The organism is Prosthecobacter algae, from assembly GCF_039542385.1.
GTDB lineage: Bacteria > Verrucomicrobiota > Verrucomicrobiia > Verrucomicrobiales > Verrucomicrobiaceae > Prosthecobacter > Prosthecobacter algae.
Genome location: NZ_BAABIA010000008.1, coordinates 208,692 through 224,972, shown reverse-complemented (window position 1 = coordinate 224,972; position 16,281 = coordinate 208,692). Strand labels below are relative to the sequence as shown.

General features: G+C 59.3%; 12 protein-coding genes. 7 read left to right on the top strand and 5 right to left on the bottom strand.

All coding sequences use genetic code 11. The features are described from left to right. Window positions 1-35: 35 nt before the first annotated feature. Window positions 36-3,440, top strand: coding sequence for a PVC-type heme-binding CxxCH protein (locus tag ABEB25_RS18890; protein WP_345737994.1), 3,405 nt, complete (start codon window positions 36-38; stop codon window positions 3,438-3,440). Between the two features lie 123 nt (window positions 3,441-3,563). On the opposite strand, the gene ABEB25_RS18885 is transcribed toward ABEB25_RS18890, so the two are convergent. From ABEB25_RS18885 to ABEB25_RS18870, 4 genes are all read right to left on the bottom strand, one after another. Continuing rightward, a complete protein-coding gene (locus tag ABEB25_RS18885; RefSeq protein WP_345737993.1) occupies window positions 3,564-5,639 on the bottom strand; it encodes a M56 family metallopeptidase in 2,076 nt (691 codons plus the stop codon). A 5-nt stretch (window positions 5,640-5,644) separates the two neighbouring features. Then, a complete protein-coding gene (locus ABEB25_RS18880; protein WP_345737992.1) occupies window positions 5,645-6,022 on the bottom strand; it encodes a BlaI/MecI/CopY family transcriptional regulator in 378 nt (125 codons plus the stop codon). Window positions 6,023-6,374: 352 nt separating this feature from the next. Continuing rightward, on the bottom strand, window positions 6,375-7,934 hold the full coding sequence (locus ABEB25_RS18875; protein WP_345737991.1) for a sulfatase family protein: 1,560 nt from the start codon (window positions 7,932-7,934) through the stop codon (window positions 6,375-6,377). 17 nt (window positions 7,935-7,951) lie between these two features. After that, window positions 7,952-9,598: a sulfatase-like hydrolase/transferase gene (locus tag ABEB25_RS18870; RefSeq protein ID WP_345737990.1), complete on the bottom strand. Its 1,647-nt coding sequence runs from the start codon at window positions 9,596-9,598 to the stop codon at window positions 7,952-7,954. 78 nt (window positions 9,599-9,676) lie between these two features. On the opposite strand from ABEB25_RS18870, the gene ABEB25_RS18865 reads away from it, so the two are divergent. The 4 genes from ABEB25_RS18865 to rlmN all read left to right on the top strand — a co-directional run bounded on the left by ABEB25_RS18865 (window position 9,677) and on the right by rlmN (window position 13,292). Beyond that, entirely contained in the window at window positions 9,677-10,693 is a 1,017-nt protein-coding gene (locus tag ABEB25_RS18865; RefSeq protein WP_345737989.1) for a DUF72 domain-containing protein, read from the top strand. Window positions 10,694-10,767: 74 nt separating this feature from the next. Beyond that, window positions 10,768-11,424: a DUF4412 domain-containing protein gene (locus tag ABEB25_RS18860; RefSeq protein ID WP_345737988.1), complete on the top strand. Its 657-nt coding sequence runs from the start codon at window positions 10,768-10,770 to the stop codon at window positions 11,422-11,424. 99 nt (window positions 11,425-11,523) lie between these two features. After that, entirely contained in the window at window positions 11,524-12,129 is a 606-nt protein-coding gene (locus ABEB25_RS18855; RefSeq protein ID WP_345737987.1) for a hypothetical protein, read from the top strand. A 26-nt stretch (window positions 12,130-12,155) separates the two neighbouring features. Continuing rightward, window positions 12,156-13,292 carry a dual-specificity RNA methyltransferase RlmN gene (gene rlmN, locus ABEB25_RS18850; RefSeq protein WP_345737986.1) on the top strand — a complete coding sequence of 379 codons (1,137 nt, stop codon included), beginning with the start codon at window positions 12,156-12,158 and terminating at the stop codon, window positions 13,290-13,292. 112 nt (window positions 13,293-13,404) lie between these two features. Here rlmN and ABEB25_RS18845 read toward each other — a convergent pair whose 3' ends face one another. Beyond that, complete coding sequence (locus tag ABEB25_RS18845) at window positions 13,405-14,184, bottom strand: creatininase family protein (protein ID WP_345737985.1); 780 nt, start codon at window positions 14,182-14,184, stop codon at window positions 13,405-13,407. A 78-nt stretch (window positions 14,185-14,262) separates the two neighbouring features. Between ABEB25_RS18845 and ABEB25_RS18840 the strand changes: the two genes are divergently transcribed. Together ABEB25_RS18840 and ABEB25_RS18835 are read left to right on the top strand one after the other, a co-directional pair. Beyond that, window positions 14,263-15,525: an alpha/beta hydrolase family protein gene (locus tag ABEB25_RS18840; protein ID WP_345737984.1), complete on the top strand. Its 1,263-nt coding sequence runs from the start codon at window positions 14,263-14,265 to the stop codon at window positions 15,523-15,525. Then, the gene (locus ABEB25_RS18835; RefSeq protein ID WP_345737983.1) at window positions 15,522-16,133 is read left to right on the top strand and encodes a molybdenum cofactor guanylyltransferase; all 612 of its coding nucleotides are present in this window, start codon (window positions 15,522-15,524) and stop codon (window positions 16,131-16,133) included. The genes ABEB25_RS18840 and ABEB25_RS18835 overlap by 4 nt, the downstream gene beginning before the upstream one ends. The last annotated feature ends 148 nt before the right edge of the window (window positions 16,134-16,281 follow it).

Genomic DNA, 16,281 nt, shown 5'->3' with positions numbered 1-16,281 from the left:
ATCCCGGCTCCGAGTTTACTCGCCATCCCACCGTCATGTCCCGTCGCCTCACCCTTTCCCTCTTGCTCTGCACCGGCGCTGCCTGGGCCTCCCAGCCCAAATCCGCCTCTGATGTTCCTGATCCGAATCCCGAAGTGCAGAAAGCAGGTTTCGTGGTGCCTGAAGGGCTTGAGGTGACGCTGTGGGCGCAGGAGCCCATGATCGCGAAGCCGGTGCAGATGAACTGGGATGCCCAGGGACGCCTGTGGGTGGTGAGCAGCTCCACCTACCCGCAGATCAAACCGGGCGATGCGACCAAGGACCAGGTGGTGGTGCTGGAAGACACCGATGGCGATGGCAAGGCGGATAAATCCACCGTCTTCGCAGAAGACCTGCACATCCCCACCGGGGTGATCCCGGGCGACGGCGGGGCCTATGTGGCGAATTCGACGGAAGTGCTGTTTCTCAAGGACACCGATGGCGACCTGAAGGCCGATGAACGCACCGTGGTGCTCAGCGGCTTTGGCACGGAGGATACTCACCACCTGCTGCACACCATGCGCCATACGCCGGAGGGGCTGCTGTCCTTCCTGCAGTCCATCTACATTCACAGTCACATCGAGACTCCGCACGGCGTGCGTCGTCTCATGGGCGGTGGGGTGTGGGAGTTCCGCCCGGAAACTCGGCGCCTGGAAGTCATCAGTAAAGGCCTCGTCAACCCGTGGGGTTATGAGTTCGACCAGTGGGGCCAGTCCTTCGCCACGGATGGTGCGGGCGGTGAGGGCCTGAACTACATCTTCCCAGGCAGCGTTTTCAAAACTTCTCCAGGGGCCAAACGAACCCTCAGCGGCATGAGCCCCGGCCAGCCGAAGCAGTGCGGCCTGGACGTGCTGGATGATCCGCATTGGCCCGAGGAGTGGCAGGGCACCTGGGTGACCAATGACTTCCGTGGCAATCGCGTGAACCGTTTTAAAGTCACGCCCAGTGGCAGCGGCTACATTGCGAAGCAGGAAGCTGATGTTCTGGCCTCGAATCACCGCGCTTTCCGTCCCATTGACATTCGTGTAGGCCCAGATGGCGCGCTTTACATTGCGGACTGGTACAACCCCATCATCCAGCACGGTGAGGTGGACTTCCGCGATCCACGCCGCGACCTCGTGCATGGCCGCATCTGGCGCATCACGGCCAAAGGCCGCCCGCTGAGTGTGATGCCGAAGATCGTAGGTGCGCCGGTGCCGGAGCTTTTGGAAATGCTCAAGAGCAACCGCAAGTGGACGCGCCATTTTGCCAAGCAGGAACTGCGGGCTCGCGGCGTGGCGGAGGTCATCCCCGTGCTGAAAACCTGGCCTGATACGCTGGACAAAGCAGCTCCGGATTACTGGCACACACTGCTGGAAGTGGCCTGGGCGCGCGAAGGTCTGAACCGTTTTTCCCCGAAGCTGTGGCGTGAAGTTTATGCCAGCTCGGATGCCCGCGTGCGTGCGGCCGCCCTGCGCATCCTGTCCCACCGCTGGCGCGAGCTGCCAGATGCCATGGAACTGCTGAAAAAAGGCGTCAGTGATGAGAATGCGCAGGTACGCCTCTGGGCCCTGTCCGTGCTTTCAGACATGCGCCAGCCCAAGGCCTTTGAACTGGCCTTGAAGGTCCTGGATCAAAACATGGACGAAAGCCTGGACTTCCTTTTGGAACTGACGGCGCGTGAGCAGGCCGATGTCTGGATGCCCCTGGCCCTGAAGGGCGACCTGAAGCTGAACGATAACCCCAAGCACCTCGTTTATGCCATGAAGGCCACGGGCCGCAGCGCAGCACTGAAACCGCTGCTAGTCTCGCTGAAAGCGGGCAAGCTGGCGGCTGACGACGCTGCTGCCGTGATGGCCATGGCTGGTGATGCTGCCGATGCCGCGCAGGCACGGGAAATCGCCGAACTGGTGAATGACCCCGCCATGGCCGACAAGGTGGTGGGACTCATGGATGCCCTGGTGAAAGCTGGCAGCACCCGTGCTGTGAAGCCTGAGGGAGCTGAGGCCATCGTCACCGCGTGGTTGCAGAGCCCACGTGCAGAGATCGTCCACCGCGCCACCATTCTGGCCGGGGCGTGGAAGATCGAATCTGCCCGTGAAACGTTGCAAACTATCCTGGTGAAACTGGACACGGTTCCGGCGATCCGCGATGGCGCGGTGCAGGGTCTGGCCAAACTGGGCGGTGCAAAGTCGCGTGATTTCTTCAACCAAGTGTTCCAGGAACAGGCGGGCCTTCGCAGCCTGGCTGTCCAGGGCCTGACCGATACGGGGCCGCAGATCGCTGCCCAGCGCGCCATCGAGTTTTTCGCCACGGCGAAGACCGCTGAAGAAGCCGCGCCGATCCTCACCGCCTTCCTGAAGAACAAGCAGCTCCCAGGCGTACTTGCTAAGGAACTCGAGGGCAAAACCATCCCTGACTACGTGGCCGTGGAGGCCATCCGCATGGTGTCCACCCGTGGCATCAAAGGCCCGCTGGAAGAGGCCCTGCGCACGGCAGGTGGAGTGAAGCAGATGAACCAATCCCTCACGCCTGAACAGATGGCCGCCCTGGTGGCGAAAGTGAAGGAGCAGGGCAATGCCGCCCGTGGGGAGCAGATCTACCGTCGTCAGCAATTGCTCTGTCTGACTTGCCACGCCATTGGTGATTCGGGTGGTGTTCTGGGGCCTAACCTTGTGAGCATCGGCGGCAGCGCCCCGGTGGATTACTTGATCGAGAGCCTGTTGGAACCCAGCAAGAAGATCAAAGAAGGTTACCACATGATCATCATCGGCACGCACGATGGCAAGGTGATCAGCGGTGGGCTGGTGCAGGACGGCGGCGATGAAGTCATCATTCGCGATCCTTCCAACCAGATGCAGAAAGTGCCGAAAGCACAGATCGCCAGCCGTCAGATGAGCCCCGCCAGCATGATGCCCCCGGGCCTCACCGCCAGCCTGCGCGAAGATGAGTTTGTGGACCTCGTTCGCTTCCTTTCCGAACTAGGCCGCGAGGGCGACTACAAGATCAAGCCGAACCGCTACGTGCGCACGTGGCGTGTCATGGGCACGATGACCCAGGATGCCATTGACCATGTCCGTCACGTTGGCCTGCCTGCCCTGCATGAGAAGGATGGCGGCTATCCTTGGCAGCTCCTTTTCTCACAGGTCAGTGGTGACGTTCCCCTGAGCGAGATCCAGCAGATCAAGATGTATCCCTGGTTCCCAAAAATCATCCAGTTCAGCCTGAAGCTCGACAGTCCAGGTAAGGTCAAGCTGGGCCTCAGCAGCACCAAGGCGGTGGAAGTCGTGGTGGGAGATCAGACCGTGAAAGAAATCACGCCTGAGCTGACGCTCGACTTGCCTGCCGGGATTCATCCTGTGAGCGTCGTCATCGGCAAGGATGCTGGTGAACTTGCCAGTTTCCGGGTCGAGATTCTCGATGGTGCGGTGACTGTGCAGTGAGGTGCTGCCGCCACTTCTACGAAAGACGCTCTTCATCCAAGCTCGCTCATCGCGGGCTTGGATGAAATCTTTTGAAGTCGCGAGGTTTTTTGGGCAGTTCCTGTCCTCCCTGTAACTAGAGACTCAACGGGGCTCCAGGATGAAACTGTGATCATCCCATTGAAGCGTATGGTTCGAGAGTTCAGCGAGGTAGCGCAAGGCTTCCACCAGAGGCACCTCCTTGAGACTGAGGCTGATCTTGATGCCGGCAGGAGCACCGGGTTTGATGATGATATTGAGGGGAGATTCCTCCATGCGATCACAGGCAGTTTGCACTTTGTTTCGAATGAATTCAGCGGCCTCTTCCAAGGTGGCTTCTTTGAACTGGACCTGGGGCAGGATGATTTTGCGGCCCAGTTCACCGGCTCGGCCCTTTTGGATTTGAGCAGGGGCTGGAGTGGCCTTTATCAATGGAGTGGAACCGGTGGCAGGGATGAAGATTACGGCATGCGGTTCGACTTTGAATTTCATCTCCGCCAGTTCGCTGACGTATCGAACAGCCTCTCCTAACGAGACTTTTTTGAGTTCCAGACTGAGGATGTTCTCGGTGCCTGGGCTATGTACGACTATGAAGGGAACGCCTTTTCGAGTCTCATCGGGTTCAGCGGTGTCATACTCCTTGGCTTTCACGTTTAAAAACTCCACGACTTCCTCTAGGGTAGCTCCACGGAACTGGATATGTGGAAGCACGATGCGGTCGAGTTTTTCCAGCAAGTACTTGTTCGTAACGGTGGGGTCGGGGGCATCGTGAGCCAGGTAGTTGAGGTTGAGCTTGTGCGAAGCTTCCGCTTCAGCCTTCGTGCCAAAGTAGATCGCGCCGAAGGCGTTGTGATTGCTCGGGGGGGCGAGTTTGTAGAAAGTCAAATGTGGCAGGCCAGGGTAAGGTTGGGGCAGGGTGAGAGAAAACTGGCCGCGTCCTTTCTTCACAACGACTTGTTGGTTAGGTCCGTTTAAGATGCCTTTGGGCGGCGACTCCAGCGAGGTGATGTAGAGCCCCAGGGTGGCTCCATCTTGGCTGGTCAGTTCATACTCACCCGTGACGGTGAGAGAATCCGCCGACCTTTCTACGGACGTGATGTGCAGTGCATCCCCGCTGCGGAAACGTGACTGACCTAGAGCGAAGTTGAGGTCTTCCTTGTCCGTAGTGCCTTGGGGCGTCTGGGCACGGGTGCTGCCCAGGAAAGTCAGCACCGCCATCGCGCTCACCACGAGCATGCGCATGAGGGGATGAGATCTTTGAAATCGCGCAATGGCCTGGATGCGGGTGCGCAGAGCGGCCCCGCGCTGGAAGATGCCGACAAAACCCAGACTCAAACCATGAGGGCCGAAAGCGGACTCCATCTTCAGCAGGGCATGGCCATAGTGGAGGCGACATTCCTTGGAGCCATGGGTCAGCACTTGGGCATCGCAGGCGGCTTCGCGATCCGTGCGGGCTTTAAAGAACGCCAGCCAGAGTAGGGGATTGAACCAATGCACGGCCATTAGCCCACAGAGCAGCAGATTCATCGGCAGGTCCCCGCGCTTTAGATGCATGAGTTCATGCTTGAGAATGAGGCGGATTTCCGCCGGAGTGAATTGATCGCCTAACCGAGAGGGTAACATTAAAGTAGGGCGCCACACTCCGGTGGTGGCGGGGCTGCTCACCCGAGGAGACACCAAGACACGCGGTAGGCGGTTCAGATGCATCTCGGCTGCCAGTTGCTCGATTTCATGGAGAAGATCGGCAGGTGCTGGAATGGCGCTGCACCGATAGCGCCGCAAGGTGAGCCAAAGGGAAACGGTTCCACAGATCAGCAATGCGCCGCAGCCTACGGCCCAGGTCGTGGTAAGGGCGAACTGCCAGTCAAAAGGCTTTGCGGCGACGGGTGGGATTGTGACCGCTAGGGCGTCCATTTCCATGACGATTGGAAGAGGCTGCGCGGCTGGTGGAATCACGGATTCCTCTGCCGTGGAAGAGAGGAGGGTTTCTGCGCTCCATCGGCTTTCCAGCAGGCTCGGCATGAGCAGTGTGGCGAGAACAGGCAGCCACAGAGCGTAGCGCCAGCGGGGGGTGAGATACCGATGCAAAGCGGCCTGGATCAAGAGCACGGCTCCTGTAAGAAGTGAAGCACGAAGGCTGGTGGCGAGCACCCATTCAAAGAGTTGGGCAGACAGGTTCATGGTGGTTAGCGGTCGAGTGATTGGTCGAGCAGTTTTTTGAGCTCCTTCACCTCTTCAGGGGTGAGTTTGCTGTTCTGGGCAAAGTGGATGAGCAGGGGCTTGGCAGCGCCCTGGAAGACACGCTGGAGGAAGGAGTCACTCTCCGCCCGCACGCAGGCCTCGCGCTTCACAGCGGGCAGGTAGGTGCGGGTGCCGCTGGTGTTAGCATCCGTCTTCAGCGCGCCTTTCTCCACAAGGCGGGTGAGCAGAGTGCGCACCGTGTTTTCTGCCCATTTCATCGTGGGCTTGAGAGTGCGTGTGACTTCGGAAGCGGTCTGGGGAGCACGCTCCCAGAGGGCTTCCATGACGGACCATTCGGAATCGGAGATGTCAGGGGCTGGCATGATTTGTTTATTTCACTACATTTGTCGTGGTTAGGCAACTACAATTGTAGTGAAATGAGTTTTTATTTTGGTTCTTCGGTTTTTTGGGGGTGGGCAGAGGGCAAAGGATCTCGTTCGTGAAAGGGTGTGCTTTTACGCAAAACGGCGTTTCTGCACTCCACCCTCGAGAGCTCTCGACCGCCCCTCACCCCAGCCCTGCTCTCCGCAAGCGGGGCGAGGGAGGACGTTTTTTCGTCCTCATTGGCTGAAGACCAAACCACCGTCGTTCGCTTTTAAATCAGCACTCATTCGCAAAAGGGTGCCCCTTCCTCGAACGCGACACCTTCCACATTCAAGACCACTGCGCCGCTCCTCACGGCACGGGCTTCACCTTCGGCGGACGCGCGCGGTGTTTGTCATTCACTTCGACGGCTTTGGCCTTGATGGATTCCGCCAGGGCGGTGTCTTGGGCTTTGAGCCAGGTGTCGTAGCCCTTTTTGCGGCTGGCGAGGTATTGATAGGTATCAAAGATGGCTCCGTTGCCGAGAGCGCGGGGATCGCCTTCTTCTTTGAGCAGGCTCATCATCTTATCGCGCAGTTCATTCAGCACCGGGGTGAAAGCGAGGTCGTTGGCGAGGTTGCGAATGCCGGAGGGGTCATCGCTGAGGCGGTAAAGTTCATCGGCGGGGCGTTTGCCAAAGGCCATTTCATAATAGGTTCCACCGAGAGCTTTGATGAGTTCCTTCGTGGGACTGGGATCGCAGTTGCCAAAGTCGGTTTCGGGATTGCAGGCGGGCCAGCGTTCGGGGTGGAAGTTATGCACGTAAAGGTACTCGGGAGTGCGGATGGCGCGCACGGGATAACCCCAGTCGTTAGGCCGCCCGAGGTCGTGCCGCTCTTTGCCCGCGAGCATGATTTTGCGATCTTCGATGAAGCCTGACTTGGGCGAGCGGAGGATGTTGACGAGGCTCTTGCCCGTCATCTGTTCATGCGGTTTCACTCCGGCCAGTTCGAGGAACGTGGGGGCAAAATCGCGCACGTTGATAAAGTCCTCCACCACCCGCCCAGGCTGGATGCCTTTGCCCCAGCGCATGGCCAGCGGCAGGTGGAATCCATCTTCGTGGATCTGGCCTTTGACGTAGGGGAAGGGCATGCCGTGATCGGACGTGACCACAATGAGGGTGTTGTCCAGTTCACCTGCTGCCTCCAGGGTGGCTAGGGCTTTGCCGATGTAGGCATCGGCGTATTCCACTTCGATAGCGTAATCGGCCAGGTCACCGCGTACGATGGAGGTGTCTGGGAAATAAGGTGGCACCACCACGTCTTCCAGTTTCTTACCCATTCGTACTCCCGAGTCCGGTTCGTAGGCACGGTGAGGCTCCTGAAAACCCATCCAGAAGCAGAAAGGCTTGCCCCTTTCACGTTGGCTCATGAAGGCTTCGAAGTTCTTGCCGTAGTCGTTCTTACCCATGCCTTTGGCAGGAGGGGCGACGGTGTGTTCGTCGAAGCTGGGTCCGGCAGGGTTTTGAGTGCGGCCATTGAGTTTAAAATCACCCGGGCCCCAGCCTTTGCCGGTGAGGCCGAGGCTGTAACCAGCCGCCTGGACGAGATCGGGATACACGGCGAACTTGGGAGGGAAGATGCCGTTGTGGCAGGAGGCTTCCTCGAGCTGCCAGGTATTGCGCCCGGTCAGGATGCTGGCGCGGCAGGGGCTGCATTTGGGATTTGAGGTGTAGGCGTTTTTGAAAAGGATGCCTTCTTTGGCGATGCGGTCAAAGTTCGGTGTCTTGACCCAGGTGGAGCCATAAGCTCCAGCATCACGCCAGCCCCAGTCATCAAAGATGATAAACAATACGTTAGGCCGATCTGCTGCATTGGCGCACGTGCTGAGCAGCGCCAGAGAGGCGAACAAGGTGAGGAGAAAGCTTTTCATGAGGCTGGGAAAGCAGGTTATTTCTTGGGCGGATTGGGCACTTTGGCGGTGATGAATTCTTCGCGGCTGAGGCTGCCGTTGGCATCTTGGTCACGGGCTTTGAACCAACCTTCCGCGTCCGCGGCACTGCGCCCTTGGCGGAATTCGTCCCAGCTCAGCACCCCATCTTTGTCCCTGTCTTTTTGGGCGAATTGTTTCTCGCGGTTGGGATCATTCTTTGCGGCTTGATTCTTCTCAGCGGCTTTCTTTTTCGGCGTGCCTGCGATGGGCAGGGGGAGGTAATCGTAGTCCAGGATCATCTTTTCCTGAAGGGCTTCTTTGAGCTGCTGCTCGATGTCCTTCATGTCGGGCTGACCCGCGAGATTGCGCAGTTCACTGGGGTCGGTGTCCAGGTCGTAAAGTTCATAGACGGCGCGTGGGCTGGTGAACCAGAGGGTTTCAAAAGCGCTGTCGAGTTGCTTCCCCTCGTGAGCTTTCACGATGTCTTGCCAGCTCGGGTCCCCGGCGCTGTCCACGGGGGAGTAGCGGTGGCTGGGGGTGACGTTGTAGATGAGTTTGTAGCGGTCGCTGCGCACGGCACGGCTGTAGTCCACGCTCGCTGCTGAGACGCCTTCATTGAAGGTGCTGCTGCCATGAGGGCCGCGTTCGGCAAAGATGTGCTGGCGTGGTTGGAAAGGCTGGCCGCGCAGCAGGCGGAGGAAACTTTTGCCACTGATGCGGTTAGGCACAGGCAGGCCAGCGGCCTCCAGGCAGGTGGGGGCCACGTCTTCACCGGAGATGAGAGCGCGGGATTCGCTGCCGGGCTGGATGGTGCCAGGCCACCAGACGATGAGGGGGACATTCAGGCCCGGGTCATGCAGGCTGCCTTTGCCACTGGGGAAGGCCATGCCGTTGTCACCCGTGAAAACGATGAGCGTGTTATCCAATCCGGCGCGTTCTTTGACGATGTCCAGCACGCGTTTGAAGTCGGTGTCCATGTGCTCGATCTCGCTCTCGTAGCGGGACAGGTCAGCCCGCACTCCGGGCAGGTCTGGCAGGCTGCCGGGTACGGTGAGCTTGGCAGGATCGGGCGCGTTGGTGCCCGTGTCCCAGGGGTGATGGGGATCGCTGAAATTGACCCAGAGGTAGTAGGGCTTGTCTTTGGGACGTTGATCAAAAAAGGCCTTCATCGTCTCCGGGATGGTGTTCTGGCCAGTCGAGTCCACGTAGTCGAAGCGTTCTTTGAAAGTCTGGAGTTGGTTGGCCTCAAACACCCGCGCGCTGGCCTCGGGGCTGCGGCCAGAACCATCCAGATGATAACTGCGGCCCAGGACACCCACGAAATACCCGGCCTCCTTTTTCAGGATCTCCGGGTAGGTGATTTCATCGCGAGGCAGGGGCGAGCTGAATCGCGTGATGCGGCAGGCCACCGGAGAGCGCCCGGTGAGGAAGGTGGCCCGTGAGGGCACACACTGCGGGGCCCCGGTGAACATGCGGTGGAACTTCATGCCCTCCGCGGCGAATTGATCCAAGTGCGGAGTCTTCATTTCCGGCCGCCCATAGCAGCCTAGAAATGGGTAACTGTGGTCATCGCTGAGGATGAAGACAATGTTCGGCGGCGGTGCGGCGTGCAGTCCTGAGAGGGCTGAAAGGCAAAACAGAGCGAGGAAGAAAAGACGGCGCATGAGGAAAGAGCCCTGGGAACGAAAGCAAAGCGCCCGCGATTGCGACAAAAGCACAGCTTGTGTAATTTAGCCGTGCTGATGTTCACCCCTGCCGGTCCCACTCTACCCCATGCGGCTTTAAAAACTGCCCTGCATCTCTTGGCAGAGCAGAATATTTTCATCGGCACTTCTTCCTGGAAATATCCGGGCTGGAAGGGACTGCTCTATGAGGAGGAGCGGTATCTATACCGAGGTAAATTTGCCGAAAGTCGCTTTGAGCGCGAGTGCCTGGAGGAGTATGCGCAGGTCTTCCGCACGGTCTGTGTGGATGCAGGTTATTACAAATTTCCTTCGCCCAAGTACATCGCCGATCTCTGTGCTCAGGTGCCTGAGGGGTTTAAATTTTCCTTCAAGGTGACGGATGAGATCACCGCGCGCACCTTCCCCAAACTGCCGCGTTATGGTGAACGCGGAGGCCAGCGAAATCCGCATTTTCTAAATGCCGAGCTGTTCCGCAGCGCCTTCCTCGCCTCGTGCGAGCCGCATCATGAAAAGATGGGCGTGCTCATGTTTGAGTTCAGTCATTTCCACCCGCGTGATTTCCAGCGTGGGCGGGACTTTGTGGATCTGCTGGATGGCTTCTTCTCTCAGTTGCCCAAAGGTTGGCAATATGGCGTGGAGGTGCGCAATCGTTCCATGCTGCATCCGGACTACTTTGCCATGCTGCGCAGCCATGGCGTGACCCATGTCCTGAATAACTGGACGCACATGCCGAGCGTGGCGGAGCAGTTGGAGATCCCGGGTAGCCTAACCAGTGATGAATTTGTCGCAGCGCTGTTCCTGCTGAAGCCGGGCCGCACCTATGAGCAGGCGGTGCAGACCTTTCAGCCCTATCAGTCCACCAAAGAGATCAATGAAGAGGCGCGCCAAGCGGCGTCGGCCATCATCGAAATGCGCCGGGCGGATGCGGCACGGAGCAAGACGAAGCCTTCGTTTTTGTTTGTGAACAATCGGCTGGAAGGAAATTCCCTGCTCACCATCATCGCGGTGCTGGATCGGTTAGGTTTAGCGAGTGAGGCGCTACGGAAAGCAGGCCCATCCAAATCGGGTGTTTGAGCCGATTTCTGACGCATTTGTCAGGGAATCCAGATTGACCTGACGGGCGCGTTTCAGATACCATCAAAACCTTTATGAAAAAATCTCTTCTACTTCTCGCCGTTTCTTTGGCTGCCATTCAGACGTCTTTCGCCGATTGGGTGGTGATTCAAAAAGCCACGACTGATGGGCAGACACAAGAAGTGAGCATCAAGATCAAAGGGGACAAAACACGCATGGACGTGGGCCAGCAGATGAGCGTGGTCGCTGACGGTGCCGCTGGTAACATGGTGATGCTGATGCATGCCCAGAAAATGATGATGAAGATGGATGCAGAATCACTCAAGGCGATGATGGCCATGGCTGGAGGTGCGATGGGCGGCAACAAGCCTGCGGAGAAGCCGGTGGCCACTGGTCAGAAGGAAAAAGTGGGTGCCTACGATTGTGAAGTTTACACTTGGAGCGGCCAGATCGGCAGCGGCAAATTTTGGGTGGCCAACGACTTTCCTGGGTACCAGGAACTGAATGCTGCCCAGGACAAACTGATGAAGGCCATGGGCAACCCTGCCGCTGCCCTTTCCCCTCAGGCCAGCGATTTTCCTGGCATGGTGATCAAATCTGAAATGACCATGATGGGCAAGTCCACTGTGTCTGAGCTGGTCTCCGCCAAGGAAGAAAAGGTGGAAGACAGCGCCTTTGCCCTGCCTGAAGGTTATCAGGAAATGAAGATGCCAGCCGTCCCCGGCAAATAATCGGGCACGGAGCCTCAATGTTTTTTCAGGAGCGGTGGTCTGCGGGCCCCGCTCCTTTTTATTGGCAGGTCGGCATGGCCTGCCGTTATTTAGAGGACCATGTCCGCCCCCGCTGCCCATCGCCTGCCAGATGATCATCCAGCCTGGAAAGATCTGCGCCCGCTGGGATATGAATGCACACGCTGGCTGAATGCCATGACGATGCTGCAAGGGCGCTGGCGCAAAGGCAGGTTGCCTGAGTCGCTCACCGCCTTTCTGCAAAGCTGGATGCCGCAGGAGCCCCTGCCGACACCTGTGCCTGAGAGCTTCGAGATCCGCCTGGAGGCTGGGCTGCTGCGTGCGGAGGGGGCTCTTTCCCCCGTCCAGCATCCGGCTTGGCAGGCGCTGCTGCATCTGCCCGCCCTGCGGGATTTCTGGACGGCGGAACTGCGCGCCAGCCACTACGCCCACCTTTTGCACATCATCCCCCCGGCCTGGTGCATGGACCCCACGCCCCTGCCGCCGGGCAGCGTCATCGCCGGGCTGGGCCTGCCCAGTTGGGCGGAATTGCCCCGGCTAGAGACCTCGGGCCGCAGCTTTCTGCGCCACCCGGTGGGCGAGAACCAAGTTGTTTTAAGCACTTCTTCGGCGATAGCTGATGTCTGGCTGGCCCGCTACACCCTGCGGGACGGACAAATCACCCTGCAGGACGCCTTCCTGCTCTGACTTGTGCCTGACTGCCTCGTTTTACTTTGACCGCTGCCCCTCTCAAATCTGCCGCTCCCCTGTCCCTCCTCGGCCTGACGCCGCCGGAGATCACCTCCCTCATGGCTGAACTGGGCGAGCCCGCCTTCCGCGCCAAGCAGGTGATTGACTGGACCTTTGCCAAACGGGCCGTGAGCATCGAGGCGATGTCGAACCTGTCCAAGGGCCTCCGCCAGACGCTGACGGAGAAGTTTGTCACCCGGACGATGACCATCGCGACCGTGACCGGCTCCAAGGACACCACGCGCAAATTCCTGCTGAAGCTACACGATGGACGTTTTGTCGAAACCGTGCTCATCCCGGCCAATCCGGCGCTGTATGGCGAGGCCTCAGACCGCCATACGCTCTGCGTTTCCAGCCAAGTGGGCTGCGCCTACGACTGCAAATTTTGCGCCAGTGGTTTGGCCGGTTTCACCCGAAACCTGACCACCTCCGAGATCGTGGAGCAGATCGTCCAGGTAGAAGCCTACAGCGGAGAGCGGATGGATAATCTGGTCTTCATGGGCATGGGCGAGCCGCTTTCCAATTACAGCAACGTCATCAAAGCGATCGAGATCCTCAATGCTGAATGGGGCATCGGCATCGGTGCGCGGCACATGACGGTGAGCACCAGCGGCCTGGCCCCGCAGATCAAACGATTGGCCGATTTCCCCCTGCAAATCCGTCTCGCCATCTCCCTGCACGGGGCCAGTGACGAAGTGCGAAACAAGATCATGCCGGTGAATGAGAAGTACAACCTCGATGAACTCTTCGAGGCCCTGTCTTACTGGCGGTCCAAGCGCAAGCAGCACATCACCTTTGAATACATCCTCATCAAGGATGTGAACGATGGCCTGGACCAAGCACATCGTCTGGCTAAACGGGCCAAAGGGCTGGATGCCAAAGTGAACCTCATCCCTTACAATACTGTGGAGGGGCTTCCCTGGGTGCGCCCCAGCGAGCCGCATCAGGATGAGTTCCGCGATGTGCTGCTGAATGCCGGGGTGAAGGCCACGCTGCGCCGGGAAAAGGGGCATGACATCGCCGCTGCCTGTGGCCAGCTACGCCTGCGCCAGGAGACGGAACTGGGCATCATTGATTCTCCGATCCCTGAGAAGCGCATCACCATCAATGCTGGGGCTTGAGGCTGGATACGAGTCCCCGTTGTAGGGTTAGTCCGGCGCAAATGGTTAATAGCTCTTCCAGGCCACCGTAGGATGCCCCCTTTCTATGGGAGACGCCCTAGCGCTCGCAACTTTAGAGCGCGGGCTGATACAACGCAGTGGGATCTGCTGCTGCCAGATCCACCAGATAGCTGGCAAACTGGTTGGTGAGCCGCTCAAAATAACGCGCTCCCTTTTCCGCCGTGGCGTGCTGGGGATCGCCCGATCCTGTGTCATTTGTGGCCTGAGTCCAGGCGCGTGGTGCCCAGGCCCATTTCTCCCGCATGGCCGTGATTTTCCATAGGTTGTCCGTGCCTGGTCCCCATTGATCTTTGGGCAAAACCAGGTCGGGGTGCAGATGCAGCAGCAGGCTGGTTTCGCGTTCATCGGCATGATCACCCACGATGGTGAAGATGTCCTTGCCGCTGCTGATGCCGAACCAATTCACCACCGAGAGGAAAATGCGCGGGTGGCGGGCCTGCAGCTCCCGCAGCATCTGGCGGAAGTCATTGCCTCCATGGCCATTGAAGAGGACGAACTTCGGCACGCCCACGCCTTCCAGAGAAGCGATGATGTCCTCCAGCACGGCCATCTGCGTGCTGGGGTTCATGTTGATGCAAAAGGGGATGTCGAGCTGGCCCGTCTGCACGCCAAAGGGGATGTTGGGCAGGATGGCCACTTTGGCCCCAGTTTCCCAGGCGATGCGGCCTGCCTCGGCGCACATGGCCTCGTTTTGCAGGCTGTCTGTGGCGTAGGGCAGGTGCCAGTTGTGCGCCTCGGTGGCTCCCCAGGGCAGCACGGCGACTTCGTAGCGGGTGTCTTTGACCTGCTGCCAGTTCGTTTCAGCGATCATCCAGGGGCGGGGTGCGTTCATGGGAAAGAATACTCCACAGCCAGCCCCCTTTTGCCAAGCATCTTGACGTTGAGCCCTGCTACCCTCCATCATAGGCCCATGCGTTTGCTGGCTGCCCTACTGCTGTTCCCACTCCTCGCCCAGGCGGCGGGGTCTTTTTTCACCGTTGAGTATCCGCCTTCGGAAAAACCGGGGGAGCTCATCTATGGCGTGACCTACACCCTCTGGGTGCCGGAGGGCGTGGAGAAGATCAAAGGCGTCATCGTCCACCAGCACGGCTGTGGGGCCGGAGCCTGTAAAGGTGGCGAAACAGCGGCCTATGACCTGCACTGGCAGGCGCTAGCCAAAAAGCACGACTGCGCCCTCCTGGGCCCTTCTTATCATCAGGCCGATGGCCAGGACTGCCGCCAGTGGTGCGATCCGCGCAATGGGTCCGAGAAGACCTTCCTGCGCAGTCTGGAACACTTTGCGGCTGAATCAAAACACCCCGAACTCACCAAGGTGCCTTGGGCTTTGTGGGGGCATAGCGGCGGCGGTTTTTGGTCCAGCCTCATGCTGACTCTGCACCCCGAGCGCATCGCAGCCATCTGGTTCCGCTCCGGCTCCGCCTTTTATGTCTGGGAAAAAGGCGACATCCCACGCCCCACATTGACTGAGGCTGTCTATGGCGTGCCGATGTGTTTCAATGGCGGCCTGAAGGAGGAGCAGGACAAACGCCACGGCCCCGCTCGCGTGGGAGATCGCGCCATGTTCAAGGCTTGGCGGGCGCGAGGAGCCCCGGTGAGTTTTGCCCGCGACCCTCGCACCGGCCATGAGTGTGGCGACTCCCGCTACCTGGCCATTCCTTTCCTGGATGTCTGCCTCACCCAGCGCCTGCCCGAGACGGGGTACGCCCTGAAACCGGTGAAGGTGAGCGAAGGCTGGCTGTCTGAAATGGACGATGCAAAAACCGTTGCTGCGGGCGAGTTCAAAGGTGCTCTGGAAACAGCGGCCTGGCTGCCTGCAAAGGAGCTCATTCCGCTGCGGGCGGAGTACCTGAAAACAGGTGCAACGAGCGACACCACCCCACCTCCGACCCCGACTCAAGTGCGCCTCCAGAAAGGCATCCTCACCTGGGAAGCCGAGGCGGATTTGGAAAGCGGGCTCCAGCAGTTCATCCTCCTCAAAAACGGTCAGGAGATCGCCCGAGTTCCGGAAAAACCAGCGGGCAAATTTGGGCGCAAACTTTTCCAAGGCATGTCCTATGGCGACACGCCGGAGAAGCCCGTGGCCGAGATGAAATTCGTGGATCCTTCCCCCGCCGCAGATGCCAGCGCCTACCGTGTCATTTCCGTAAACAGCGTGGGTTTAAAATCCGAATGAGCCTGCCGCCACCCGCCACGCCCTTCGCCGCGCTTTTGCTAGCGGGGGGGCAGTCCAGCCGCATGGGTCAGGACAAAGCGCAGCTCGCCTGGGCAGGCCAGCCGCTGTGGCAGGCGCAGGCGCGCAAGCTTCATGCCTTGCAGCCCGCGTCCCTATTCATCGCCTGTCGGGCAGAGCAGGGCCTGCACGAGAGCGCACCGCCCGATCTGCAGGCCGAGTGGCTTTTCGATCCACCGGGGCAGGGAAGCGGTCCCCTGCTGCCCATCCTCCAAGCTTTGAAGCAGGCCGCGAAGCCCCTGCTCGTGCTGGCGGTGGACATGCCCGAGATGACCCCAACTTTCCTGGTTGAGATCCTGGCGCAACCGCTCGCCGGCAGTGCCCTTTTTTTTCGCACCGCCCATGGCATCGAGCCCCTCGCCGGTCTCTACACCCCAGCCATGATTCCTCTTTTCGAAGCGGCCGCTGCGGCGTCTCGCTTCAGTCTCCGTCGCCTCATCGAAGACGCGGTGGATCAAGGGCTGGCCATCGTCTTGCCCCTGTCTCCGGCTGATGAAGGGCTTTTTAACAATGCCAACACGCCTGGGGAGTGGCGTGGCTTGGCGAGGTGACACCCGCTTTTACGACGATGAAAATCGAGCGTACGGCGATCCCTCCATCTTGGCCTGATTTCCATATGGGTTAGGTAACCGGAGGTTTCGGTGCTTCGCACCTTCACCTCCGGCTCATGGCTTTCGCACTTCCGGGGCGTGGGGGATT